Origin of the sequence: Hylemonella sp. W303a (assembly GCF_046452315.1) — a bacterium.
GTDB lineage: Bacteria > Pseudomonadota > Gammaproteobacteria > Burkholderiales > Burkholderiaceae_C > Hylemonella.
In genome coordinates this window covers 756,536-781,291 of the sequence record NZ_JBKFDG010000001.1, presented here as the reverse complement: position 1 = coordinate 781,291, position 24,756 = coordinate 756,536, and the positions used below count along the sequence as shown (strand labels likewise).

18 protein-coding genes and 1 tRNA gene are annotated in these 24,756 nt (G+C 60.1%); 10 read left to right on the top strand and 9 right to left on the bottom strand.

Features of this window, described 5'->3' with window-relative positions:
* Positions 1–59 precede the first annotated feature (59 nt).
* The 6 genes from ACLBKS_RS03630 to ACLBKS_RS03605 form a co-directional block, all read right to left on the bottom strand.
* Positions 60–512, bottom strand: coding sequence for a PAS domain-containing protein (locus ACLBKS_RS03630; RefSeq protein ID WP_410191418.1), 453 nt, complete (start codon positions 510–512; stop codon positions 60–62).
* Positions 513–586: 74 nt separating this feature from the next.
* Positions 587–2,071, bottom strand: a complete 1,485-nt coding sequence (locus ACLBKS_RS03625) for a methyl-accepting chemotaxis protein (RefSeq protein ID WP_410191417.1) — start codon at positions 2,069–2,071, stop codon at positions 587–589.
* A gap of 124 nt (positions 2,072–2,195) precedes the next feature.
* Positions 2,196–3,005: an SDR family NAD(P)-dependent oxidoreductase gene (locus tag ACLBKS_RS03620; RefSeq protein WP_410191416.1), complete on the bottom strand. Its 810-nt coding sequence runs from the start codon at positions 3,003–3,005 to the stop codon at positions 2,196–2,198.
* 122 nt (positions 3,006–3,127) lie between these two features.
* The gene (locus ACLBKS_RS03615; RefSeq protein ID WP_410191415.1) at positions 3,128–3,817 is read right to left on the bottom strand and encodes an RluA family pseudouridine synthase; all 690 of its coding nucleotides are present in this window, start codon (positions 3,815–3,817) and stop codon (positions 3,128–3,130) included.
* On the bottom strand, positions 3,801–5,906 hold the full coding sequence (locus tag ACLBKS_RS03610; RefSeq protein ID WP_410191414.1) for an ATP-binding protein: 2,106 nt from the start codon (positions 5,904–5,906) through the stop codon (positions 3,801–3,803). The genes ACLBKS_RS03615 and ACLBKS_RS03610 overlap by 17 nt, the downstream gene beginning before the upstream one ends.
* Before the next feature lie 75 nt (positions 5,907–5,981).
* Positions 5,982–6,479 carry a hypothetical protein gene (locus ACLBKS_RS03605; RefSeq protein ID WP_410191413.1) on the bottom strand — a complete coding sequence of 166 codons (498 nt, stop codon included), beginning with the start codon at positions 6,477–6,479 and terminating at the stop codon, positions 5,982–5,984.
* 243 nt (positions 6,480–6,722) lie between these two features.
* Between ACLBKS_RS03605 and gshA the strand changes: the two genes are divergently transcribed.
* Complete coding sequence (gene gshA, locus ACLBKS_RS03600; protein ID WP_410191412.1) at positions 6,723–8,351, top strand: glutamate--cysteine ligase; 1,629 nt, start codon at positions 6,723–6,725, stop codon at positions 8,349–8,351.
* Between the two features lie 149 nt (positions 8,352–8,500).
* On the opposite strand, the gene ACLBKS_RS03595 is transcribed toward gshA, so the two are convergent.
* Positions 8,501–9,733 (bottom strand): urate hydroxylase PuuD, encoded by a 1,233-nt coding sequence (locus ACLBKS_RS03595; RefSeq protein ID WP_410191411.1) that lies wholly within the window; start codon positions 9,731–9,733, stop codon positions 8,501–8,503.
* A gap of 56 nt (positions 9,734–9,789) precedes the next feature.
* A complete protein-coding gene (gene uraH / locus ACLBKS_RS03590; RefSeq protein ID WP_410191410.1) occupies positions 9,790–10,158 on the bottom strand; it encodes a hydroxyisourate hydrolase in 369 nt (122 codons plus the stop codon).
* A 110-nt stretch (positions 10,159–10,268) separates the two neighbouring features.
* On the opposite strand from uraH, the gene ACLBKS_RS03585 reads away from it, so the two are divergent.
* The 7 genes from ACLBKS_RS03585 (at position 10,269) to ACLBKS_RS03555 (ending at position 18,304) form a co-directional block, all read left to right on the top strand.
* Positions 10,269–10,937: a GntR family transcriptional regulator gene (locus tag ACLBKS_RS03585; RefSeq protein WP_410191409.1), complete on the top strand. Its 669-nt coding sequence runs from the start codon at positions 10,269–10,271 to the stop codon at positions 10,935–10,937.
* A 36-nt stretch (positions 10,938–10,973) separates the two neighbouring features.
* The gene (puuE, locus tag ACLBKS_RS03580; RefSeq protein ID WP_410191408.1) at positions 10,974–11,921 is read left to right on the top strand and encodes an allantoinase PuuE; all 948 of its coding nucleotides are present in this window, start codon (positions 10,974–10,976) and stop codon (positions 11,919–11,921) included.
* Positions 11,922–11,944: 23 nt separating this feature from the next.
* Positions 11,945–13,768, top strand: coding sequence for a 2-oxo-4-hydroxy-4-carboxy-5-ureidoimidazoline decarboxylase (gene uraD, locus ACLBKS_RS03575; RefSeq protein ID WP_410191407.1), 1,824 nt, complete (start codon positions 11,945–11,947; stop codon positions 13,766–13,768).
* Positions 13,769–13,832: 64 nt separating this feature from the next.
* Positions 13,833–15,116, top strand: a complete 1,284-nt coding sequence (locus tag ACLBKS_RS03570; protein ID WP_410191406.1) for a M20/M25/M40 family metallo-hydrolase — start codon at positions 13,833–13,835, stop codon at positions 15,114–15,116.
* Between the two features lie 92 nt (positions 15,117–15,208).
* A tRNA-Ala gene (locus ACLBKS_RS03565) sits at positions 15,209–15,284 on the top strand.
* A gap of 740 nt (positions 15,285–16,024) precedes the next feature.
* On the top strand, positions 16,025–17,056 hold the full coding sequence (locus ACLBKS_RS03560) for an HNH endonuclease (protein ID WP_410191405.1): 1,032 nt from the start codon (positions 16,025–16,027) through the stop codon (positions 17,054–17,056).
* 69 nt (positions 17,057–17,125) lie between these two features.
* The gene (locus ACLBKS_RS03555; RefSeq protein ID WP_410191404.1) at positions 17,126–18,304 is read left to right on the top strand and encodes an HNH endonuclease; all 1,179 of its coding nucleotides are present in this window, start codon (positions 17,126–17,128) and stop codon (positions 18,302–18,304) included.
* A 168-nt stretch (positions 18,305–18,472) separates the two neighbouring features.
* Here ACLBKS_RS03555 and ACLBKS_RS03550 read toward each other — a convergent pair whose 3' ends face one another.
* On the bottom strand, positions 18,473–18,964 hold the full coding sequence (locus ACLBKS_RS03550; RefSeq protein WP_410191403.1) for a hypothetical protein: 492 nt from the start codon (positions 18,962–18,964) through the stop codon (positions 18,473–18,475).
* Positions 18,965–19,657: 693 nt separating this feature from the next.
* Here ACLBKS_RS03550 and ACLBKS_RS03545 point away from each other — a divergent pair.
* Positions 19,658–23,587 carry an AAA family ATPase gene (locus tag ACLBKS_RS03545; protein ID WP_410191402.1) on the top strand — a complete coding sequence of 1,310 codons (3,930 nt, stop codon included), beginning with the start codon at positions 19,658–19,660 and terminating at the stop codon, positions 23,585–23,587.
* Between the two features lie 215 nt (positions 23,588–23,802).
* Positions 23,803–24,660 (top strand): hypothetical protein, encoded by an 858-nt coding sequence (locus tag ACLBKS_RS03540; RefSeq protein ID WP_410191401.1) that lies wholly within the window; start codon positions 23,803–23,805, stop codon positions 24,658–24,660.
* The last annotated feature ends 96 nt before the right edge of the window (positions 24,661–24,756 follow it).

Sequence of the window (24,756 nt, the reverse complement as noted above, 5' to 3'; positions counted from 1 at the left end):
GAGAGCGCGTATCGGCCACACTCTTCGAGTGCTGGCCGAAGGGCCCCAAGCCCGAGGGCTTATTTCTGCGCCGTGAGCTCGGCGAGCTGCTTGCGCAAGGCCTTTTCTTCCGTGAAGCGTGCCGTGGCCTCGCGCGCCACGGCCAGTGAGCCGATCATGGAGCCGGCTGCATCGCTCACCATCGAGAAGCTCATCTCCACGTAAATGGATTCCTTGGTTTTGTGCAGGGAACGCGTCATCATGGCCGCGCGCCCCGGCTTGACCCCACCACGCGCAATCGCTTGGTCAAAACCATCCCAGTGTGCCTTGCGCATGCGTTCAGGAATGATGAGGTCCAAGCTCTGACCCACGGCCTCCTGTGCGCTCCATCCAAATACCTGCTCGGCGCCCGCGTTCCAAAAACGTATGGTTCCCGCCAGATCGCAAAACACGAGGGCCTCTGGAATTCCGCGTAGCAATGAGGGCGCCAGCGCCTCCAAGCGCCAGTCGGTCGGAACGTTGTGTGTTGTCATGTCGAGTCTCCTTCAGATGGCGAGTCATCACGCGCTGCGCACATGGCGACCGAGGCCACAAGGGTAGCGCAAACTCAGGGGGAGGCCTGACCGTCGGACGAAAGCGACCTTGCCACGGCTTGAACTTGTGTGGCAACGTCCTGCATCGCTCGCGCAGCTTCCTCCATGAGGCGATTGCCCTGCTGGACCTGCCCCGCCGAGGCTGCGATCAACAGCTTGATCTCTTTGGCTGCCGCAGCGCTGCGCCCCGCCAGCGAGCGCACTTCCGCGGCCACCACGGCGAAGCCGCGACCCTGTTCTCCCGCCCGAGCGGCTTCAACAGCGGCATTGAGGGCCAGGATATTGGTCTGGAAGGCAATGCTGTCGATCACATTCACGATGTCGCCGATCTGCCGACTGCCGTTGTTGATGCCGTGCATCGCGTCCACCACCTGCGTGAAGATGGCGTTGCTGCGAACGGAGGCTTCTTGCATGCGATCGGCGAGCGCCTTGGCCTGCTGCACGGCCTCGGTTGAATGTTGCGTTGAGCCGATCGGCGACGCTGCTTTCAGGGGACGCCCAACACTCTCTCGCGCCAGCCGCGTCTTGAGCTCGTGCTCAACCTCGCGGCGCAATTCCAGCCTCAACGCCTGTCGCAGTTGCTGCTCTCGCTCCACGTCACTAGGGGCTGACATGACCCGCCCAGAAGGCACAGGCTCATGAGTAGCTGCCCGAGCTGAGGACACACCGGGCAAAACGCACGCAGGACTCAGAGCCGTCACAGGCGCGGACTGTCTCACGCTTTGGGTTCGCCCACGCTCGTCAGACTCGATGCGTGGCGCCCCACTGCCAGATGCAAGACGCCAGCGCCAGAGCAGCACTCCGCTCCACAGCATCGTAAAAGCGCACAGCGCCAACCCCAGGTACAAGAGGCGATCCCCAATCGCATCGGCGCCATCGCGTTCGACATTGCGGCGTTGCTGCGCCCCAAGCTCTTGGATGGAAGTCTGCAGCACCTTGAGCGCGGGCAAGGTTTCTCCAATGAAAAGCAAGGCGGCTTCGGGATGCAAGCGCTCTTGCACCAAGCGCTCAATCCGGGCAACCGACTGAGCATGTGCCGCTCGCTGATCCTTCAAGGCAGACAACAGATGGCTCTCAGCCTCCAGCCCCGCCAACTGGCGTGCGCTACCCATGCCACCACTCTGCATGAGGCCACGCAGAGCATCGTCGATGCGGCGATTGGCTTGCACCTGCCGGTCGTCCGGCACGGTTGGGGCCAATGTGCTGGAGGTTGACAGGAGGTCGGTGGGCTGGTCGGGTGTGTCCTTGGCCACTGGAATGGGGGCGGTGATGCGCTCCATGGTGAGCCGCGCCAGAGTCTCGATGCCAGCGTCAATCTGACGGGTGGCGTCCGCACGCACTCGCGCCTGATCCGTCATCCTTGCCTCGGTCTCGGCCAACTGCTGAACCTGCGCCGTCACCCACCCCACATAAGCCACCCACAGCAAGACGGGCAGGCCAAGGGCCAGCCCCAGGCGCATGGCAGGAAAACTGGTGGACCTGGACCGTTGGGGTGACATGGCGCGGCTTCTTCCTACAGTGGGACGAGAGCGTCATCTCGGTCCATTCTGTCAGCAAAGCACGCAGTGATTGCAACTTTTTGTCACCTATCCCGACCGTGCAGCACAGGCCTAGAGACTATCCCTAGTCGTCACGCACATCGGCCACCACATCTTGGCCGAAGTCGGGTCGAGCCAGCCAGGCGAGCACTTTGCGTGCCGCCACGGCGGGGCTATCGAGCAAGCCCGTGCTCTGCAGCAAATTGAAGCGCTCGCGGTCGGGGAACACCGCGGCATCCGCGCCACGCATCTGGGCCTGCATATCGGTGTCGACGACACCCGGGGCCAGAGCACAGACCTTGGCCCCATGAGGCTTGCGCGCCTCCTCCAGGGCCAGGCAGCGGGTGTAGTGATCCATCCCCGCCTTGGCCGCGCAGTAAACCGCTTGAGACGCCATGGGCCTGCGACCCAAGCCCGAAGAGATGTTGAGAATCTTGCGGCGCGTGCCATGCTCCTCGGCCCAGCGGTCGGTGGCACCGAGGAAGGCTGCGCTGAGTGACATCGGCGCTTCCAAGTTCACACGCAAGGCTTGGGAGATTTCCTCGGGAGTGAGCGTCGCCAGGGGGGCGATGCCCGGAATCACGCCGGCGTTGTTGATCAACGTGGCGCTGACATAGTTCTCGCCATCCTGCTCTCGCAGCCAGCGCCCCAGCGCATTGCCTGCCTCCACGCTGCGACTCAAATCCAGCGGCCATTGCATGAGGGTAAACCCCGTTTTGCGCACCTGCTGGGCCTGATCAGCCAGGCTGTCATTCACTCCACGCGAAATGCACAGCAAATGCAGGTGCCGCTGGCCTGCCTGGCCCGGGTCGTATTGAGAGATGAGTTGCCCAGCCATGGCGAGGCCCAAGCCACGCGTGGCACCGGTCAAGACAATCAGATCCATTGTGTGCATGGCAGACTCCGGACGAGGATTCACTTTCAGATTGAACCAAGAATATCGGCCGGATTAAACCGGAGCATGCGTCCACATCACATGCAAATGCGGAATGTTCAAACGTTCCCCCATCGCATGCCTCAGAACGGAACGCAACTGCGCCAGATGGTAAGCGCAGCCGTGCGCGGGTGGAACAGGGACAGCTCGCAGGCATGCAGCAGAAGTCGTGGGCTGCGTGCCTGAATGGCCTCGTCGGCGTACAAGGCGTCACCCAGAATGGGATGCCCAATCGCGTGCAGGTGCACGCGCAATTGGTGGGAGCGCCCGGTGACGGGAAACAGCGCAAGCCGCGTCGTGTGGTTCGCGGCACCGCTGCCCTGCTGGCCCATGCTTTCGCGGGCCAGCACCTTCCAGCGGGTCAGGCTGGGCTTACCTTGTGCGTCGACCTTCTGCCGCGGCCGACGCGGCCAATCGGCCATCAGCGGCAACGCGATCTCACCGTCATCCTGGTGGTCTGGCGCACCCGTCACCCACCCATCGACCACGGCCTCGTAACGCTTGTGCACCTCGCGCGCCGCAAAGCACATGCTGAGCGCGCGTTGCATGTCCGGACCGCGCGCCAGAAGCATCAGACCCGACGTGGCTTGATCCAGCCGGTGCACAAGCAAAGCGTCTGGCCAGCAATCGCGCGCGCGCGCGACCAGACAATCTTGCTTTTCCGCGCCGCGTCCGGGTGCCGACAGCAAGCCCGCGGGCTTGTCCAGCACGATGAGCGCCTCGTCCACGTGCAGGACATTCAGGCCTTCGAAAACCTCAGTGCCGCGGTCCACCGGAAGCTGCCCCCTGCCCCTGAACGCCTTGGATGAGTCGCTGCACGGTATCGCAAAGCTCGGACACGTCATTGGGCTTGAGGATCAAGGCCCGAGCGCCCGCGGCCATGGCTTGCACTTCGATCTCGGGCGTCACGTAACCGGACGTCAGCGCCATGGGCAGCTTGGGCCGGATGCGACGCGCCTCCTGCAACAGGCTCACCCCGCTGTAGCCCGGCATGTTGTAGTCGGTGATCAACAAGTCATAGGCCTGCGGCTGCTCACGCAAGGCAGCCAAAGCAGTGAGAGGATCCGTGAAGACGCTGATCTTGAACCCACGCCGGCTGAGCACCCGGTCCACGAGGAAAGCCAGCGCCTGGTCATCGTCCACGTACATCACATGCTGGCCGAAACCCATCACGGTTTGCATGCGCGTGGGCTCGGCGGTGGTCACCGTCGCCTGGCTGCTGGCAGCAGGGAAGTACAAGGTGAACTCACTGCCTTCGCCCAAGCGGCTCTTCACATCCACCGCGCCCAAGTGGGAACGCATCACGCCGTGCACCACGGCCAGGCCCAGCCCCGTGCCCTGCCCCACTGGTTTGGTGGTGAAAAAAGGTTCGAAGATGCGTTGCACTGTTTCGGCGTCCATGCCGCTGCCCGTGTCGCGCACGGCCAGGATCACGTAGCGCCCCGCGGACAAGCCCAGGCGCTGGCACTCGCGTTTGTCGGGCGTCACCGAGGTGAGCGTGATGTTGACCACGCCCGGCGCGCCCCCCAGGGCGTGGACGGCGTTGGTGCACAGATTGATCAGTGCCTGCTCGACCTGGGTCGCGTCGGCCAGCACCGGGGGGGTTTCCAGCAGATTGAGCTGCAAGTCCACGGCGGGCGGCAAGGTGACCTTCATCAGTCGCATGGATTCCTGCACCACCTCGGCCAGTTGCAGAGGACGCCTGCGGGGCGGCTCGTTGCGGCTGAAGGTCAGGATCTGCCGCACGAGGTCACGCCCGCGTCGGCCCGCCTTCTCAATCTCGGCGAGGCTGACCTGCGCCGATGCGTCGGCAGGCAAGTCCTGGCGCGCCAGCATCACATTGCCGAGGATGGCGGACAGGATGTTGTTGAAGTCATGCGCGATGCCACCGGCCATGGTGCCGATGGCCTGCATCTTGTGGGCCTCACGCAGCTGCACTTCCAGCACGTTGCGCTGTGCCTCCACCTGGCGACGCGCGGTGAGATCGCGCGCGAAGATGGTCGTGATGTCGCCCTGGCCGTCCGACTGGCGCTCGCGCGAGACACTGACTTCAAGCGTCAGGGGCAGACCGGCCGCGGTGCGACCGTTGACCTCGCCCAGAATGGCTTGGGTGGACACCAGCGTGGACGCGATGGCCTCGATGGCATCCGGCAGGAAATGGGCAAGCGATGCCCCAAGGGCTTGTTCGGGCGGGCATTGAAACAGCGCGGAGGCGGCAGGATTGAAAACCGTGATGCACTGCGCGTCGTCCACGCAGACAATGGCGTCCAGCGAAGAATTGATCACGGCCGCCAGGCGGTTTTCTGACAGCAACAACTCTTCGTTGCGCTTGCGCAGGGCTTGCGCGCTCTCTTGCAACGCACGGCGTCCTTCCAGCAGTGCACGGCGCTCGTTCAACAAGGGCCCCTGGTCGATGACGGCGCAGACGAAGTGCGACATGTCGGTATCGCTGCTGTAACGGATGCGCGCGATGTGCAAATCACCCGTGAATCGGGACTGCAAGCCGCTGAGAAAGACCACTTCGGTCGCCCCGCTCTGGCCGTGCAGGCGAGCGGCGTCCAGGGCCTGCTGCACCCGCTTGACGTGATTGGAGGTGACCAGCGGCTGCAAGTACGTCAACGGCGGATCGGCCTCCAAGGGACGAAAGAGCTTGAGCGCCATGGTGTTGCTCTGCTCGACCATGCCGTCCTCATCGACAACCATGAGTGCCAGCGGCACATTGGAAAAGAGCGACTCGAAACGCTCGGACGCGCCTTCAGCGGCGAGGCGGCTGTACTCCAGAGCGGTGTTGCGTGCCTCCAGATCAGCCTGGTAGGCGCGCAGGTCTTCGATGAGTTTGGGCAGGGTCCGCCTTGACGACATAAAAAGGCAATCGCAGAGGGGTGCGTGGTCCGGGAATTATCACCGGGGAACAGGTCCTCCCGACAAGGCAAAGGCCTAGGGTGAACGCCGCCCTTCACGCACCCGCGCCAGGCTGAGCTGCAAAAGACGCGCATCTGCGCTGGCACGATGCCGCTGCCCACCTCGCTCGCGCGCCACCTGCTGCTTCACGTCATGCCAGCGCTCGGCTTCGTCCTCGCGCAGCAAGGCGCGCAGGTTGTCCAGCTTGAAATGCGGTCGCAAGCCCGCCGCGTCAAAAAGCAGGGCCAGCCAGGGATAGTCATGCGCCCAGCCGTCCGAATAGACCGTGCGCCCTTGCAAGGCGCTATTGAGCAGTTGCCCCACTTCCCATGGGCTGCGTCCGTGTTGCGTCAGCAGTCGGCGCGGGATGCGGTGCAAGCGCTCGGCCATCGGGTCCCAGTGGGTCCAATCGGGCTCGGGGCGGATGAGGGAACAGAACAGCCGACCGTCTCCCATGGCAAACCCGACCTCGATGGGATACCCATTGCGCCCAAACCCCGAGGCTTCCAGATCCAGCACGACGGGCAGCGCCACCGCTGCGGGTGATGCGTCTAATGGATTACCCCTCATGCCTTGTGGCGCCATGGCCTGTTCACTCCCGATGTACGGCGCGCCTTGCATGCATAAGCCATGCCTGAAACGCGACCAGGCGTGGATGGCCCGGATCGATCGGCCCGGCGCGAGCAAGGTGTATGCGCTCTGTGTTAACTTGCGCCCCCAAGCACGATGCATGACCCCGCATAAGAACCAACAACACAACCACCGCAGTCGTCCCCCGTGTCCTCCACCACCTATCCCCCAGAACTGCATGCCGGGCGCCTCGTGGGTCTGAGCCCTGAACGCCTGCGCGGTATGCGCCGTGGCATTGAAAAAGAGAGCCTGCGCGCCCTGCCTGGTGGCTCGCTTGCGCTCACGCCGCATCCCGCGATGCTGGGCTCGGCGCTCACGCATCCGCGCATCACCACCGACTATTCAGAGTCGCAACTGGAACTCATTACCGGCGTGCACGCGGACGTGGACGCGTGCCTGGCGGAGCTGGCCGAAATCCACCAGTACACCTACCGCACCCTGCGATCCGCGTGCGGCGACGAAATGCTGTGGGTCAGCAGCATGCCCTGCATGCTGCCCACCGACGAGACGATTCCGCTCGGTCGCTATGGCTCGTCCAACATCGGCCGCGCCAAGAGCGTCTATCGCATGGGCTTGGGCCATCGTTATGGTCGGCGCATGCAGACCATCAGCGGCATCCACTACAACTGGTCACTGCCTGGTGCAGGCAATGAAGACTATTTCGGCCTGATCCGCAACTTCCGTCGTCACGCTTTCCTGCTGCTTTACCTCTTTGGCGCCTCGCCGGCTTTGCACAGCAACTTCGTGCAGGGGCGGTCGCACGAACTTCAGCCCCTGCGAGCGAACTCTGCGTCGCATACCGGTGACGGCACCCACCGATCGCATGTGGAGGGTACTCTGCACATGCCCCACGGCACCTCCTTGCGCATGGGCAAACTCGGCTACCAGAGCGAAGCTCAGGCGTCCCTGGCCGTCAGCTACAACAGTCTGGAAAGCTACGCAGCTTCGTTGCACGATGCGCTCACCCGGCCCTGGCCGGCTTATGAGGCCCTGGGCGTGCTCAATCCCGGTGGTGACTACATCCAACTGGCCACCAGCCTGCTGCAGATCGAGAACGAGTTCTACGGGACCATCCGTCCCAAGCGCACCATCTTCCAAGGCGAGCGCCCCTTGCACGCGCTGCGCGAGCGTGGCGTCGAATACGTGGAAGTGCGCCTGCTCGATCTCGACCCCTTCGAGCCGATCGGCATCAACGCGAGCACGCTGCGCTTCCTGGACGTGTTCCTGCTGCACTGCCTCAGTAGCGCGAGCCCGCCGGACACGCCCCAGGAAATCGCCGAAATCGGCCGCAACCAGCATCTGACGGCGGCACGCGGCCGTGAACCAGGCCTGCAACTTTGGCGCAACGGCCAACAAGCCACTTCCTTGCACGATTGGGCGGTGGAACTGCTCGACGCGTGCGCGCCCCTGGCCGCGCAGCTCGACGCGGCCCATGCCTGCATCGAGTACAGCGCTGCGCTCCATGAGGCCCGTCGAGCAGTGCATGATCCGGCCTTGCTGCCTTCGGCCCGCGTGCTGCGCGCCATCCAAGAGGAGCACGACGGATCCTTCCTGGAATTCGTGCGTGCGCGCTCGCAGGCCACGCGCGCCAACCTGCTGGATCGCCCCTGGGATGTGGCGCAGCAAAACCGCTACGAAGCCATGGCGAGGGCTTCCGTGAGCGAGCAGGCGAGGATCGAAGCCGCCGACACACTGCCTTTCGAAGAATTTCGCAAAATGTACGTCTCGGCGTCGCGGCTCGGTCAACCCGCCCCCGCCAGGCCGGTCGCGGTCTGACCCCGCGCCTTCGCCGCGCGCCTAGGTTGGCGCTGTTGGAACCCGTTCGCGCTTGAGAAATGCGTGTGAACAGGCCCGAGTTGATCTAGCCCCGATCGCTGCTGCATTCAGGGCGAGCCGCGAGACCACTAAGAGGCTGCAACTCAGCGTCAGCGGGCCTGAGCCCCGGCCTGGAACCAACGCGCCAACAAGGCGCGCTCCTCTTCGGTCATGCCGGTCGCGTTGTTCATCGGCATCTGCCGCGTCACCACGGCCTGCTGGTGGATCAAGGCCGCGTGCTGGCGCACGTCGTCGGGGCGGTCGAAACGCAAACCCTTGGATTGCAAGGCATCGCCGTGGCACATCACGCAGCGCTGGGCCAGCACGGCTTGAACCTCGGTCAGTGTCGGCACGGTGAGGGGCACTGACGACGCGGGCGTCGATGCCACGGGTGCGGGGCGTAGCCAGACAATGAGCGCCAGCAACACCAGCACACCCCCCAGCGCATAAGGCCAAGGGTGCGCGTTGCGACCCAGCTTGTAACCATGGCGTAGCACGAAGAACTGCCGAATGGCCGCACCCGCCGCCATGATGGCGATCAGGAAGAGCCAGTTCCACGCATGCGTGTACGTGAAGCTGTAGTGGTTGCTCAGCATCGCGAACAACACCGGCAGCGTGAAATAGGTGTTGTGCACGCTGCGCTGCTTGCCGCGCTGTCCATGAATCGGGTCGACCGGCAAACCAGCCTTCAGCGCGGCCACCACCTTGCGCTGGCCGGGAATGATCCAGTGCGCCACGTTGGCGCTCATGGTGGTCGCGATCATCGCCCCGATGAGCAGAAACGCCGCGCGCCCAGCGAAAAGCTGGCAGGCCAGCCAGGCCGCGAAGGCCACCAACACCGCCACCAAGGCACCCACAATGGCATCGCCCTTGCCACCGATGCCGTGGGTGCGCGCCACGACACGACAGATGCCGTCGTACAGCAGCCAAAACACCACCAGAAAGGACAGCGCCGCCGCGACGGCCGCCCATTGCGAGGAGTGGGCCTGCCAATCGAACACCCGTGGATCCATCAAATAAACGCTGGGACTCCAAAGGTAGGACACCAGGAACAGCGCGAAACCGCTGAGCCAGGTGGCATAGCTCTCCCAATAGAACCAATGCAGGTGCGGTGGCAGCACCGGTGGAGACACAGCGTACTTGACCGGGTGGTAGAAGCCGCCGCCATGCACGGCCCACAGCTCGCCGGTCGCGCCCTCTTGGCGCAGCTTTTCATCGACGGGCGGCGTGAGACTGCTGTCCAGGAAGACGAAATAAAACGAAGAGCCGATCCATGCAATCGCGACGATGACGTGCAGCCAGCGCAGCAAAAGGTTGGCCCAATCGAGCAGGTAAGCGTCCATGGCGTTTCGTTTTCTTCTGCGTTTTCTTATCCGTTTGGCTTCGGCGGCCTTCGGATTCAGCTGCCCCGGTAGGTCGAGTAGCTCCAAGGGCTGACGAGCAAGGGCACGTGGTAATGCTGACTGGGTTCGGCGACACCAAAATCGATGTGCACCACATCGAGGAAGGCAGGCTCTGGCAACACAACACCACGCGCGATGAAATAAGCCCGAACATCGAAGCTCAGCCGATAACGCCCGGCGCGCAATTCATCGTGGCCATAGAGCAGACCATCCGGATTGCGGCCATTGGGGTCCAGCGTGAAGCGCTTGACGAGTTCGGCCTGCTCGCCCCCGCCTGGGTCCGTCCGGACCCTAAAAAGTGCCACTGCCATGCCCCCTGCGGGGGTGCCGTGCATGGTGTCGAGCACATGGGTACTGAGGCCCATACCTGTCCTTTCCAATTTCTTGCACAGTTCTTGCTCCAGGAACCAGAGCAAGAACCGAGCCGGTTCATCAAAGTGTATACAATTTGCCTCGCTGTCTCGACCCTAGCGCCATGGAAACCTCCAGCAGCACCCATCACATTGTCGAATCATTGACCCGCGCCATCGTCGAGCACCGCCTGCACCCGGGGGCCAAACTGGCCGAGCAGAAACTGGCGGACCATTTCGGCGTCTCGCGCACCCTGATCCGACAAGCCCTGTTCCAGCTCTCCCAACACCGCCTCATCCGCCTTGAGCCGGCGCGCGGCGCCTTCGTGGCCAGCCCCTCGGTGGAAGAAGCCCAGCAGGTCTTCGCCGTGCGTCGCATGCTGGAACTCGAAATGGTGCGCACCCTGGTTCGTGACATCACGCCAGCCAAGCTCAAGGTGCTGCGCGCCCACGTGGCCGAGGAGAAGAAAGCCGTCTCCGCCAACGACGTGCCCAGTCGCAACGAACTGCTGGGCGACTTCCACGTGCGCATGGCCGAACTCACGGGCAACCAGGTTCTGGCCGACATGCTGGGTGAGCTGATTTCCCGCTGCGCGCTCATCACCCTGGTCTACCAAACCCGTAGCGCGGCCGAGCACTCGAACGACGAGCACCTGGAAATCGTCAAAGCCCTGGCCGCCAAGGACGAAGACCTCGCCGTTCAACTGATGGACGAGCACCTCAGCCACGTGATGGCCAACCTCACCTTCACCCGTCGCCCGCCCAGCCACGACATCGCCCAGGCCCTCGCTTGAACCTGTTCCCCGGCAACGCTCACTCACACCCCCACCATGATCTACGACAGCACCGCCGCGTACCCCCGAGACCTCGCTGGCTACGGCCGCAACCCGCCCCACGCCCGCTGGCCCGGCGGGGCACGCATCGCCGTGCAGTTCGTGCTGAACTACGAGGAAGGTGGCGAGAACCATGTGCTGCACGGCGACCCAGCCTCGGAAACTTTTCTGTCCGAGATGTTCAACCCCGCCGCCTTCCCGGCGCGGCACATGAGCATGGACGGCATCTATGAGTACGGCTCGCGCCAAGGCGTGTGGCGCATCCTGCGCGAATTCGAACGGCGCCAGTTGCCGCTGACGGTGTTCGGCGTCGCGACCGCACTGCAGCGCTCGCCCGACGTCTGCGCGGCCTTTGTGGAACTGGGCCATGAGATCGCCTGCCACGGCCTCAAATGGATCCATTATCAGAACCTCGATGCGGAAGTCGAACGCGCGCACATGGCCGAGGCGATGGACATCATGCGCCGACTCATCGGAACTCGGCCCCTGGGCTGGTACACCGGCCGCGACAGCCCCAACACGCACCGCCTCGTCGCTGACCATGGTGGGTTCGAGTACGACAGTGACTACTACGGCGACGACCTGCCCTTCTGGATGAAGGTGCGCAAAAGCGACGGCACGGACACCCACCAACTCATCGTGCCCTACACCCTCGACGTGAACGACATGCGTTTTTCTCTGCCCCAGGGATATTCACACGCTGACCCGTTCTTCCAATACATGAAGGACAGCTTCGACGCGCTCTACGCCGAAGGCGATCCGCAAGGCCTGGACCGACCCAAGATGATGAGCATCGGCATGCACTGCCGCTTGCTGGGACGGCCCGGGCGCATCACCGCGCTGCAGCGCTTTCTGGACTACATCCAGGGCAAGGAGAAGGTCTGGATCACGCGGCGCATCGACATTGCGCGGCACTGGCGCCAGACTTACCCCTGCCCGGTCTGAATCGGCCGAAACCAAGGCACGCCATGTCCCTCACCCTCGAACAGCTCAACACCTTGCCGCTGCCCCAGGCCTGCGCCCTGCTGGACGGCCTGTACGAACACTCGCCTTGGATCGTCGAGCGTGCCTTGGCCCAGCGACCGTTCGCCACGCTGGCCGCGCTGCAGCAGGCCTGCGTCCGCGTGCTTGAGGCCGAAGGCCAGGCCACCAACGGCGAAGCCGAGGTGGCGCTGATCCGCGCCCACCCCGAGCTGGCCAGCAAGGCCGCCATTGCCCGGACGCTGACGGCCGAGTCCAACCACGAGCAAAGCACGGCGGGCCTGACCCACTGCAAGCCGGAAGAGTTCGCCACGCTGCAAAAGCTCAACGCCGACTACAAAGCCCGTTTCGGTTGGCCCTTCATCCTGGCCGTGCGCGGCCCGCGTGGCACGGGCCTGACGCGCCAACAGATCATCACCACGTTCGAGCGCCGCCTGCACGGCCACCCCGACGCGGAGCGGGCCGAGTGCATCCGGCAGATCCACCGCATCGCCGAGTTGCGCCTGCAAGACAAATTCGGCCCGACGTCCTCCTTCCATCCGGAACGCGGCCAACAGGTCTGGGACTGGCAGGAAGCCCTGGCCGCGCACAGCGAACCGGACTACCAGGCGCGTGGCGAACTCACCGTCACCTACCTCAGCGACGCGCACCGCGCCTGCGCCGCCCAGATTGCGCACACCATGCGCGAGGCCGGTTGCGATAGCGTGACCATCGACGCCGTGGGCAATGTGGTGGGCCGTTATGAAGGCGAAGGATGGAAAGCCGGCAATCCAGTTTCTGGGCCAGATGCCAAGACGCTGCTCACTGGGAGCCACTACGACACCGTGCACAACGGCGGCAAGTACGACGGACGCCTGGGCATCTACGTGCCCTTGGCCTGTGTACAACAGCTCCACGCCCAGAAGAAGCGCCTGCCCCATGCCCTGGAAATCGTGGCTTTCGCCGAGGAAGAAGGCCAGCGTTACAAGGCCACCTTTCTGGCGTCCAGCGCGCTGACCGGTAGCTTTGACCCGTCCTGGCTAGACCAGCAGGACGCCAATGGCGTCCCCATGCGCGCGGCCATGCAGGCTGCGGGCCTGCCCGGCACCCTGGACGCCATCAGCGCCCTGCGGCGCGATCCAGCGCAGTACCTGGGTTTCGTGGAGGTGCACATCGAGCAAGGGCCGGTGCTGAACCAGCAACAAACCCCCCTGGGCGTGGTGACCTCCATAAACGGCAGTGTGCGCCTGCTGGGTGAAGTGATCGGCCTGGCCAGCCACGCCGGCACCACGCCCATGCCCATGCGGGCCGATGCGGCTGCGGCCGTGGCCGAACTCATCCTGCATGTGGAGCAGGCCGCGGCGCAGCGCCACCCAAACACCGTGGGCACCGTCGGCAAACTCGAAGTCCCTGGCGGTTCCATCAACGTGGTACCCGGCCGCTGCCGCTTCAGCCTGGACCTGCGCGCGCCCACCAACGCCCAGCGTGATGCGCTGCTGGCCGATGTGCAAGAAGGCCTTCGGGCCATCTGCGAACGGCGCGGCCTGCGCTACACGCTGGAAGAAACCATGCGCGCCAGCGCCGCGCCCAGCAGCCCCGAATGGCAGGCCCGCTGGGAAGCCGCCGTGGCCGCCCTGGGTCTGCCCGTGCTGCGCCTGCCCAGCGGGGCCGGCCACGACGCCATGAAGCTGCACGACATCCTGCCGCAGGCCATGCTGTTCGTGCGTGGCGAAAACAATGGCATCAGCCACAACCCGCTGGAATCCAGCACCGCGGAGGACATGGACCTCGCGGTGCGCGCCTTCCAGCACCTTCTGACGCATCTCGCATGAGCGCCGCGCCGATGCGTCCTCACTCAGAACGTGCCCACAACGTGCACGTCAGCCAGGCCACCCCATGAGCACCATCTACCAAGCCCTCGACCGCTGGGTCGAGCAGCACTTTGACGAAGAAACCGCCTTCCTGCAACAACTCGTGCGCGTGCCCACCGACACGCCGCCCGGCAACAACGCGCCGCACGCGGAACGCACGGCCGAGCTGCTGCGCGCCTGGGGCTGGGAGGTCGAGTCCTTCCCCGTGCCGCAAGCCGAGGTACAGGCCGCGGGCCTGCAAAGCATCACCAACCTGATCGTCCGGCGACGCTACGGCAGCGACGGCCCCGGGAACTCGGAAAGCCCGTCTGGGACTTCCCATCCGGTCGTGGCCCTGAACGCCCATGGCGACGTGGTGCCTCCCGGCGAGGGCTGGACGCATGACCCGTATGGTGGCGAGATCGAAAACGGCAAGCTCTATGGCCGCGCCGCCGCCGTCAGCAAGAGCGACTTCGCCAGCTTCACCCACGCAGTGCGCGCACTTGAAGCCGTGGCCAAACCGACCCGCGGCGCCGTGGAACTGCACTTCACCTACGACGAGGAATTCGGCGGTGAACTCGGCCCCGGCTGGCTGCTGGCACACGGCCACACAAAACCCGACCTGATGATGGCCGCCGGCTTCAGCTACCAGGTCGTCACCGCGCACAACGGCTGCCTGCAACTCGAAGTGACCGTGCAGGGCGAGATGTCCCACGCGGCCATCCCCGACAGCGGCGTGGACGCGCTGCAAGGTGCCACGCACATCCTGGGCGCGCTCTACCAGCTCAATGCCGACTACCTCAAGATCAAGTCAAATGTCGAAGGCATCAGCCACCCCTACCTGAACATCGGCCTGATCGAAGGCGGCACCAACACCAACGTCGTGCCCGGCAAGGTCGTCTTCAAGCTCGACCGCCGCATGATCCCCGAGGAAGATCCGGCGCAGGTGGAAGCCGATCTGCGCGCCACCATCGCCCAGGCCACGCACAGCTACGCCCCGCCGCGCGGCGGCAAGGGCATCCGCGTCGACGTCAAGCGCATGCTGCTGGCCCGCGCCATGCAGCCCCTGCCCGGCAACAAACCCTTGGTGGAGGCACTGCAGAAACATGGGCAGGAAGTCTTTGGTGAACCCATTCCGGCCCTGGGCACGCCGCTCTACACCGACGTACGCCTCTACGTGGAGCGCGGCATTCCCGGCGTGATCTACGGCGCTGGCCCGCGGACCGTGCGCGAGAGCAATGCCAAGCGCGCCGACGAACACATCGTGCTGGCCGACCTGAAACGATCCACCCAGGTCATTGCCCGCACGCTGCACGATCTGCTGACCTGAGGTCCGCCGCCGCGCCCAGGAATCAATCCATGCGGCGCGGCGCTTGCGCGCGCGATCCCAGCGTCGGTTTTGCTAGAATTCGCTCCGCTCGTGGGGGGGTAGCTCAGCTGGGAGAGCGCCGCGTTCGCAATGCGGAGGTCGTGAGTTCGATCCTCATCCTCTCCACCAACGAATATTGGGCCTGCTGCATAAGCATGTCGCTGGAAGCATAAATGTTCCGCTTCGGAACGCTTATGCTTCTTTTTGGGCCGGAACGGTTTTGCTTCCGGTGATTTTGGCTCCTCGCCAGAATCCATTGACCGGCATCGCATGCGCTGCGTCAGACAGAAAATTCCTGTAATTCAATCGCTTAGACGCCAATGCTCTTCCTGAGCAGACTTTTTGCTGCTCCCCGCCGGGGCGTCAAATTGGCTCATTTTCGGCACGGTTATGGTTCCAAGCGGAACGGAATTGCTTCCACACAGGAATTAACAGAACGTGCAGCATGATCGTAGGTAATCCGCCAAGAGTAAGCCCATAAGGGTCGGACCTCCGAGATGTTGCCAGTGCCCCCCTTTTGGGGTATGTCGCCTAAGCCTCGTTCCTCATAGACTTCGGTCTATCGACAGCGAGCTAGGTTTTTATGCGGCCTAGTGGGGAGATGCTGGTTTTCTATTGAAGTCGGAAACAGTCCCCTAGCGTTGGTGAGGTATATCGAGCGTTGTTGACGCGGGTCAATCAACAGTTCGGGGACAAGATTTCAGGTGAGTTAACTGTTTCCGGCTGAGTTGAACCACTCTTGGCTAGTGGTGAAACTGACGTCTACCATCAGCACCAGACAATGGAGCGCTGGTTCGCCTTCCCGCACTGAACCAGGCGAGCTGGGAGAAGAAGCAGGTGAACGATACAGGGCGAGGGTTGCTACTGATATGAGCAAACAGTACAAGGGTAAGACTTGCATTTATTGCGCAAAACCAGGGGCGTCATTTACAGGTGACCACATCGTGGCAAGGTCGTTCTTCTCGGTAAATGAACGCGAGAATCTACCGCAAGTGCCGACATGCGCCTCATGCAACAGCACTAAATCAACCCTTGAAACCTATCTGACTGCATTGCTTCCGCAAGCGGCTCGGCATCAAGGAGACGTCTCGGATTACTGGGCCAATTCCCGGCGGCGCATCGAAAAAAACCAGAAGCTCCACCGAGAGTTGCGGGCAGGAGTGTCTACTTCAAGCCGAGTGGATGCGATGGGCAGGCCCATCACCGAAACAGTGATGCCCTTTGATAGCTCCAAGCTTCTAGAACTTTCAAAGTACATTGCCAAAGGCCTCTTGTTCCATCATTGGCAAGTAGTCGTACCGAAAGATCAGATCGTTCATTCTCAGTTTATGAACGATGCTGGTGAATCTAACTTTTCCAACACGATCGACCGTCTCCAGATGATTGCGGCGGATTTCCCATCGATCGATGTTATTCGAACCACTGGACTTATCCAACTTGGCGGGCAAGCCGTTACCTACGAAGGGTTCTTTTCGCCTCTTGACGAACCTCTTTCGATGTGGCGCCTGAATTTCTACCAAGCGATATTTGGAATTCCCGGTGTCAATGAAACGACGTCGAACCTCATGATGCACATACCAAGTAAGGGAAGAGGTGCCATGGCCACACAAGTTGAGGAAGATTGCCCAATTTGCCGGCAGGCTGCCGTTTTTGAACGGATTGGATCAGCGAGGAAACATTTTCAATGCGAGCATTGCGGTGAGTTCGTAGTCGCCTCGCTTGCCGAAAGATGGCTCCGCTCCAGTTTGAACGATGGACGCATGGATGCCTTGCGCGAGAAGATCAGTGAGGTTGCGGAAGACCAATTACTTGTAATCGAAAGAGACCCAATAGGAGGGTCAACTTCATCTACGACCTATTCCGCATCCATCATGGCGCGCAGTGAGGCTCTCCGGGGTTAATCGACCATCACCACGATGAATCATTTAGGCGTCTCAGAGCCAAACAGTCAGTAGCCTATTACTTCAAAAATGACATTCAATTGTCTCTACTGCGCGCAGAAAAAGCCGATTTCAGAATCCACTCTTGAACATGCGGTGCCCAAGTTTCTCGGAGGCGCACAAGCTCCGCCGCACTACAAACTTCACAATGTTTGTCGCAGCTGCAACAACGGGCTAGGCTTGCATGTGGACGGCTCCTATGCCAAATCCTGGTTTGTGACCAATGCATTAGCGTCCGCCGCTCGAAAGTATTACAGCGGACCAGGGCAAAGCGATTTTCTACCTCTGACGTGCATGGGACCGGTAAACATCCCCGGACTTCAGCTCCCGGAGGATACCGTTGCAGAGCTTTGGCTTGGTCCATCTGGCGAGTCAATCATCTGGATGCGGACTGACGACGACGACCTATATTGGTACACCGGTGGGAACCCAACCCACCGCAAAAATCCTTCCACTGTGTACTTTATGCCCGTAAGCGGCGACCCAGTGCGCTTGCGGATGGGCACAGAGGCGGTGATTGGTGGCTTTAAGAAAACGAAAGCGCGCTACATCTTCGGCGCAACAGTCGGTGGTCTGCCACCAGGGACGGCATATCCTGGGTTTGATCTGCCTACCGTCACAGATGAATCAAACATCCAGGCGATTCGCACCGTGATCCAGGCCGGCTCCATTCGCGCGCAACTGCAGATGAACACCAAGTTTGATCAGCGCTTCATATGCAAGATGGCTTTGGCGGTCGGCTTCGCCCTGTTCGGGCAAACCTACCTTGCAACTGTAGAGGCTGCAGAGGCTCGTAAAGGTCTGTGGCCGAACCCAGAGCACCCACCAAGGGTGCGAGGCTCCCAAACCATTTTTAACAACCCCCAGTTTGCTCACGTTGCTGGTTACGAAGGTGCCGTTGTTATTCTTGTCATGCAGTCTGGCGGCTCATATGCGATGTCCATGACAGTGGATCGTAGTCTGCCATTCGTTGTCGAGCTATGCCCCGCCACACTTCGCAGTGAATTCCTGGAATCGGCAAATGGCTACTCGCTAGTGATCTTTCCACTGCTACAGCAGTGCGTGGAGATCTGCCAATCGAAATTGCTTGCGCATACGCTAGGGCATAACTTAAATGCAGAACTCGCCGCGATCGACCAAATACGCCAGACAGCCTCATATTTTTGGGAGTCCCTGCCCTCTTTAGCAGTCCAGGCTAACAAAACGTAAGTCCAATCTCCTCGCCTTGAAAGGAAAAATTTGTCTCGCCTTGCCCCATGCGATATATGTCATCGCTCTATTGCCACCTCGGCCCAGGAATGTCCTCACTGTGGAAACCCAGATCCGTTTCAGCGGAACTTTAAGAGAAGACGACTCGAAAAGCTCGCAGTGCTTCTCTTACTTTGTGGTTTTGGCGCGTACGTCTGGTTCGAAATACTCCCCAGATTTCAACAGGGTGGCCTTTTCAATCAATTTCTCAAGTAATTCAAGCTCCTTTGCTATCTTGCGCTGATAGAAAAGGAACTCCACCGGAGCAAAAAGGGACAGCGCTCTCTCATCATAGAAAGGCGAGTGCAACAAGAACACAAGCTCAAAATTCTCATTGAACAAGCCTTTTACTCTCCAGTACTGACCAATGCTTGAGGTGCTCTCGATTTGCCACTCCCGAAGGGATCTTTCGATGGCTCCCGACACCGCCGGAGTCGCCTTGAAATAGACATACGGTGGCTTGCTATAGGCAACATGCCCCTGACAGGAGGCAATTGTTGTGATGGAGCCGGTCGCGTTCATAGCATCAACCAAGGGTTTGATGCCTGCATCTATCTCGTCATAGGCCTTCGGGCTAGCCCGGCCGGCTGACAAGAAGCGAAGAAACTGAGGGCATTTCATGCAGTCAGCCCTCCAGCCCCAAGATCCGCTGTTGGGGACCTGCCCACTCGTCTCCGCGGAACAGATATGCCTCCTCGCGCGGCATAGTTATGGTTCCAGCGACATAAGCTGTCGCTGGAACCATAACTGTTCCGCTTCGGAACGCTTATGCTTCTTTTTGGGCCGGAACGGTTTTGCTTCCAGCGATTTTGGCCCCTCGCCAGAATCCACTGCCCGGCATCACATACGCTGCGTCAGGCAGAAATCCTCTGTAATTCAACAGCTTAGACGCTGATGTTCTTCCCGAGCAGACCAGAGACCGCTCCGCGCTAGGGCTTCAAATTCGCTCATTTTCGGCACGGTAATGGTTCCAAGCGGAACGGAATTGCTTCCGAGTGGATATCCGATTGATTGCCCCCCCCGGACAGGCCGCATTCAGTCGAAGTCAGGTCCAAAGCGATCGAACAGATTAATGGTCAGTTAAGGCTGTGAGCTGCCAGTTTGGAGCACTCAAGGTAGGACATGCCTGTCCGCCATCGGCGCATCCAAGCAACATGGCTCGGCAATTTTTGCTTCGCGCGACGGATCTGCTACTGCACAATTCAACGGGCAAGTGGTACGCGTTTCTAAGTTCGACGCGCCACACAAAAGCATCATTCTTGCAAGATGGCGCCAGTCAATCCAAGAGCTGGAGGCCGATGACAGGGAGGAGCCATGGTCGATGACAAATCGAGCGTTAAGCCGCTGCATATTCATTCCATTGAGTCGCTACTCACCGAACTGATTGGCGGCGGAGCCGTTGGCGTCGGCCCCATAGGAGAAACATTCTCGCTACCGGACGCGGCGAGTCGTGCTGTATTGGGTTGGTACGCTAAGAATCGACCGAAGTGGGCGAGCAATGTCATGCTGTCTGACATTGAAGCTATCGTAGCCAGCCCTAGCCAGGCGCTGCCGAAGATGGCGTCCGCCGCCGCCCCGTCAACAGGTCCAAATACCGTGTTCTCGTTGACGCGCATCCAGGCCCACCGCTTCGCCGGAATCCATGTATTCGGCACGGCCAAGCAAGCACCAGAAGATTTCGACTTCCACGTCTCCACTGGTGTCACGCTCTTGGAAGGCTTCAACGGTGCCGGCAAGACATCGCTACTAAACGCCATCGTCTGGTGCCTCACAGGAATGCTGCTTCGCCCCCAGCGCGCTCCAGAAAAAGGAGACTATGAGTTCAACTTCGACCTAGTTCACGACGGAGAGAACGAGGCCTCAAACTACAAACTGTCCCCGGTGACGCCGCTTCCGCCGGCCTCCATGGTCAAGCTACACAACGCTGCTATCCCGGCTGATACGTGGGTCGAGCTCACACTTCTTGACGCGAACACCGGGCAATTGCATCAGGTTCGGCGCACTCAGAACCGAACGATCCGTGGAAAACTTGAAGAAACTCCCCCAAACCTCACCGCACTAGGGTTAGACAGCCAGGCACTGCGTATTGGCACAGTAATCCCAGCACTGCTTCCGTTCTCCCAACTTGGTTCGCAGTCTGAACTTGGCAAGGCAGTCGCCCAACTAACAGGGTTAGCACCATTCACCGACTTAGCCAAGCATGTAAAGAAGGTACGCGAGCGTCTGACCGGCGAAGAAACAAAGGCCCGTAAGAAAGAAATCGACCAGGCAGACGAAAAGTTCACACGAGGGCTAGAGGACTTGGCCACCATAGCTACCGAACATCCTGAGCTAGGCATCACGATTGAGATTCCGCATCCAATAGACGGGAAAGCTACTGAGACTGCACTGAAGGCTCTCAGAGAAAAACTCAATGGCGAGAAAACTTCCTCACTCGAAGCGGCGCGAAACATTCTCGGAACTGATTTCAAGCCGGAAGAGCAAGGGCAAGCCTTGGAGCGTGACGTCGGCGATGCCAAGGCAGCGATTGAAAATCTAAAAAGCACGGACTCTGCGCGCCGATTGTCTGCGCTGCGCAAACTCACTCCCGAAGAAAAGGCCGATGCGCGGAAGCTGATCGACGATGCACTATCTCAAGCACAGGTCCTCTTAGATCTGTTGAAGTCACCAGAAAAGGCGGCGCGGCAGCGAATCTATGCTGCCGTTGCTCAATGGTACGTCGACAATGATGTGAAACAACCAGACCTATCGTCGTGTGCCGTGTGCGGCGGGAGCCTTGTAGGTGCCCTCGATCCAGTGACTGGACATAGCGTCCAAAATCATCTGAGCGAAGCGTTGAAAGAGGACCCGACGCTGCTTTCCCAGACTGTCGACAGATGGTCCAGTTCGGCAGCCGCCAACTTCGCATCGGCGCTGGGCGAAACACTGAGCGGAGAACTCAAGCGTGACTTGAGCGAAAAACCGTTCGATCTCATGCGCACAGCACTAGTGAACGAAACGCTGACTGCTAGCGCCTTCCAAGGCCCGTTGCTCCCTTTGGTAAGACTCGCAGCAAAGGCATGTGACGACAAGCGTGACAACGCTCCTAGCCTGACACCGAGTACCCTGCTCGAGCTTCCCCAGCGACTTCCAAACATGGCAATTCTGCAACGTGCCATTGTTCGACTGGATACGGCGCTAAGAACGTCGGATTGGGGAGCCGCCAATGGTGCATGGCTTCACGAGTTCACCCAGGATGTTGTCGGAATGGCAACACAAGAAGTTCCGATGGCTTCTACATCGCTTCGTGGGCGCCTTGCTGACCTAGAAAAGCTCATCGAAAACGTTGAGCCATTGAACGTCGCCCTTCGTGCCTGTGATCGCTTGGACGCGGACGTAAATGAGCGCCGAACTGTGGAAACAAGACTAAAAGCCTATGATGTTGCAGATGTTGCACTTGCAGAGTGCTTCAAACTTGGATCGTTTGCAGAGCAGCAGGTCGAAGGGCTTCAAGCGGCACTGCATACGGTCACCGAGGACTGGCGAAAGGTCATCTATCAGGCTGGTTATCCAAACGCCAACCACGACCTGAAAGCCACTAGCATGAAGCCCGACGGCCAAGTGGAGTTCCGGATCGGGAGCGATGGAGCATCCGCGCCGGCGCAACATGTAGCCAATGCCTCTGCGCTTCGCGCAACCCTCATCGCGTTCTACCTTGCCTACTGGCAGTACATGCGCAAAGAACGGGGAGGGCTGGATCTCATCGTGCTGGACGACCCCCAAGAGCTACTCGATGGCGACAACAAGGAAAGACTCGCCAAGGGCCTTATTCAGTTGGTAGGTCAAGGTGCTCAGCCAATCCTCACTACACATGACAGCAAGTTCGCAGGTCATGTAGTACGGGCGTGCCAGGGCGCTTCGGCAGCAATCGAGCACCGGGATGTGCATCCGCCAACCAGGCAGCGTCCAACGCTCACCACGGCGCCCAGTGTCTTAGGGGTAATACAAGCAAAGAAAGCGGCGGTGGACTCTCAGTGGGCAGTGCCATCTGTTGCGCAGGAGTACGCCGCCAAGTGCCGAGAATTCATTGAAGCGCGTCTGGGAGATTTCTTTGATGATGTGGGGACGCCGGCGTCAACGTCGCACAACCTGAAGCCAACGCTTGGTGACTTTGCGAACGACCTGCGAAGTGCGGTGAGACGTGGATCGACTGAACTTTTTAAGGCGAAGCACATTGTCGCGCTGGCAAAGGAACCAGGATTGGAGCCAAAATCCAGCACGTATGCACTTCTCAATAACGCACATCATCACAACAAAACATCCATCACTCCCACGCAGGTTTCGCTAGAGTTGCAAAACTTAGAGAGGCTCTGCGAATTGGTTGAGCTGGCTCACCAGGATTTCCGAACTTTCTGCAGACGGGAATTCCTAAAGACGTCGGAAGTGACACTCGAGCCGCTGTCCCACGAGCCACTTCCAAAGTTCAACCTCCCGATTCAGCCAAACCTAGCGGCTTTCGTTCTGGGGAGCGCCTACGGCGATTCTCAAGAGACAGAACTGGAGACTCTTTCGTCGGAATGGTTTGACGACAAAGTAGCATTTTTCTTGCGGACGACAAACTTCGGATTTGCCTCGACCGTGCAAAGTGTAGCTATCGTGAAAGCGGCCGCAGGCGATGCCCCCGACCGCAGTCTTGTGATCGCGCGACGAGAGAGAACCAATTTTGCCAGACGCCTTCATCGCTCAAAGCACAGTAGCTTCATTGGCTTGGCGACGGAGACACCTGATCCCCGGTCAGGACGCAACACAGTCACGTTCAGCGCCTCAGAGGTGGCCCTTCACCAAGTAGTGGGCATTCTTTTCCACGTGGACACCAAACCTCCACAGCAAAGCCACGGTGAAGCTGATCAAGTCGACTTGGCTTCGCTTCTGAAAAGAATCAAGAGCGCATATCGTGTCAAGGAAGAAAGCGCTGTACCACTTGCGCTCGAAGGCCAGATAGCACTCGGTGGAGAAATCCTAGACCTCTCAACACTTGACCGATGGATTGATCACTATGTTGCGCTTCGATTGTCAGATGGAACAATGCTGTTCAAGCGCGTCGGCAAAGCGCTTCCAGGTGATCTGCAGCATCTTCGACAATTTGAGACGATTGGTGGTCTCGGCGTATCGGATGTACTAGCCATCGGTAAACCGCATCCAGGTATGGTGCAAGTGGAATCAGCGGTCTTAATCCTTGGGGTTCTTTACGGCACGAGTTCTTAGCCACGCCGCATCGCTGCAAAACAGCGCAGCGACAACAAACCTCAAATGGAAATTTTCTGGCTACCGCCTGAATGTGTATGTTGCAAGTTAGCGACCCGCCACACTTGAAACTCTCGTGAATGGACGTCTGGAGTGGTCAACTTTTCTCTCAGTAACCAATCACGGCAAGCGGATTGTCCAGTGTTGAAGTCTCTCTGGAAATATTTGGAGACTCCATGACAGGTTACCGAAAAGTACTAGACATAAGCTACGCTAGGGATCAAAGGCTGGCCGAGTGGCTAAAGAAAAGTAAGCACCACCAAGTGATTTTGCCGGAGTACTTTGCGGTTGAGGCCCTCAACGTACGAGATGATCTTGGCGTTGCGGCAAATTTTGAGATCTTGGGCGCGTATCCCGATCAAGTTCTGCTTGCAAAGCCAATGAGTTTCTTGTGTCAACTTGCGCCCAAACAAATGCGCAAATCCAAGAATCTAATCGACGCCCTTTCCACCAAGAATTTCACCCGACTCAGCCGGAGAATTATCAGCGCGAAATCAGATCCAGATTCCCGATTGCGCATCCAAGAAGCAATGTATGAGGCCGGCTTGTATATCGAAAGTCTGTCTCCTGCTGGTGATGCGATGAAGGAAATCCTGAGCGGATGGCTAAAAACTTTCAGAGAAAGCGATATCAGGGCCCTTCGAAAGGAGAACGAATGGACGCCAGAATTCAGACACAACCTTCTCATGAACCTCATCAAGATGTCAGACATCATGTTGAGTTGCGCTCGTCCTGAAGCCTGTCCTAGAACTCTGCCAGAACTGCTTTTCTCGATAAATTTCGTGTTCCCACTATGCCTTTCCGTAAGAGCTGTTCACCGCAGAATGAAGGGAGACCCTAAAGACATTGGAGAAAAATCTCACAGGAGCGATCTGATCGATTCGACATATTGCACCCTTGCGCTTTACTTCGATGGGCTTCTCACCCACGATATGGGTGCCCAAAGAACGTTCAATCAAGCTCGAAATATTCTTGGACAGCTTAAAGAGGATGCCCCCAGGTTTTCATCGATCACGTACGAAAAAGATTGGTGAGAGTGGGCAAGAGATATTTCGAAGAACAACCGCAAGCTTGAACTATCGTCGCGATTCATCACGCCGTCTGAACATGAAAGCAGAACGAAGGCCTGT

Bases quoted from the DNA above. Each gene is read 5' to 3' on its own strand.
- ACLBKS_RS03630 (WP_410191418.1), bottom strand. From the start codon at position 512: ATGACAACACACAACGTTCCGACCGACTGGCGCTTGGAGGCGCTGGCG.
- ACLBKS_RS03625 (WP_410191417.1), bottom strand. From the start codon at position 2,071: ATGTCACCCCAACGGTCCAGGTCCACCAGTTTTCCTGCCATGCGCCTG.
- ACLBKS_RS03620 (WP_410191416.1), bottom strand. From the start codon at position 3,005: ATGCACACAATGGATCTGATTGTCTTGACCGGTGCCACGCGTGGCTTG.
- ACLBKS_RS03610 (WP_410191414.1), bottom strand. From the start codon at position 5,906: ATGTCGTCAAGGCGGACCCTGCCCAAACTCATCGAAGACCTGCGCGCC.
- ACLBKS_RS03595 (WP_410191411.1), bottom strand. From the start codon at position 9,733: ATGGACGCTTACCTGCTCGATTGGGCCAACCTTTTGCTGCGCTGGCTG.
- uraH (WP_410191410.1), bottom strand. From the start codon at position 10,158: ATGGGCCTCAGTACCCATGTGCTCGACACCATGCACGGCACCCCCGCA.
- ACLBKS_RS03585 (WP_410191409.1), top strand. From the start codon at position 10,269: ATGGAAACCTCCAGCAGCACCCATCACATTGTCGAATCATTGACCCGC.
- puuE (WP_410191408.1), top strand. From the start codon at position 10,974: ATGATCTACGACAGCACCGCCGCGTACCCCCGAGACCTCGCTGGCTAC.
- uraD (WP_410191407.1), top strand. From the start codon at position 11,945: ATGTCCCTCACCCTCGAACAGCTCAACACCTTGCCGCTGCCCCAGGCC.
- ACLBKS_RS03570 (WP_410191406.1), top strand. From the start codon at position 13,833: ATGAGCACCATCTACCAAGCCCTCGACCGCTGGGTCGAGCAGCACTTT.
- ACLBKS_RS03560 (WP_410191405.1), top strand. From the start codon at position 16,025: ATGAGCAAACAGTACAAGGGTAAGACTTGCATTTATTGCGCAAAACCA.
- ACLBKS_RS03555 (WP_410191404.1), top strand. From the start codon at position 17,126: ATGACATTCAATTGTCTCTACTGCGCGCAGAAAAAGCCGATTTCAGAA.
- ACLBKS_RS03550 (WP_410191403.1), bottom strand. From the start codon at position 18,964: ATGAAATGCCCTCAGTTTCTTCGCTTCTTGTCAGCCGGCCGGGCTAGC.
- ACLBKS_RS03545 (WP_410191402.1), top strand. From the start codon at position 19,658: ATGGTCGATGACAAATCGAGCGTTAAGCCGCTGCATATTCATTCCATT.
- ACLBKS_RS03540 (WP_410191401.1), top strand. From the start codon at position 23,803: ATGACAGGTTACCGAAAAGTACTAGACATAAGCTACGCTAGGGATCAA.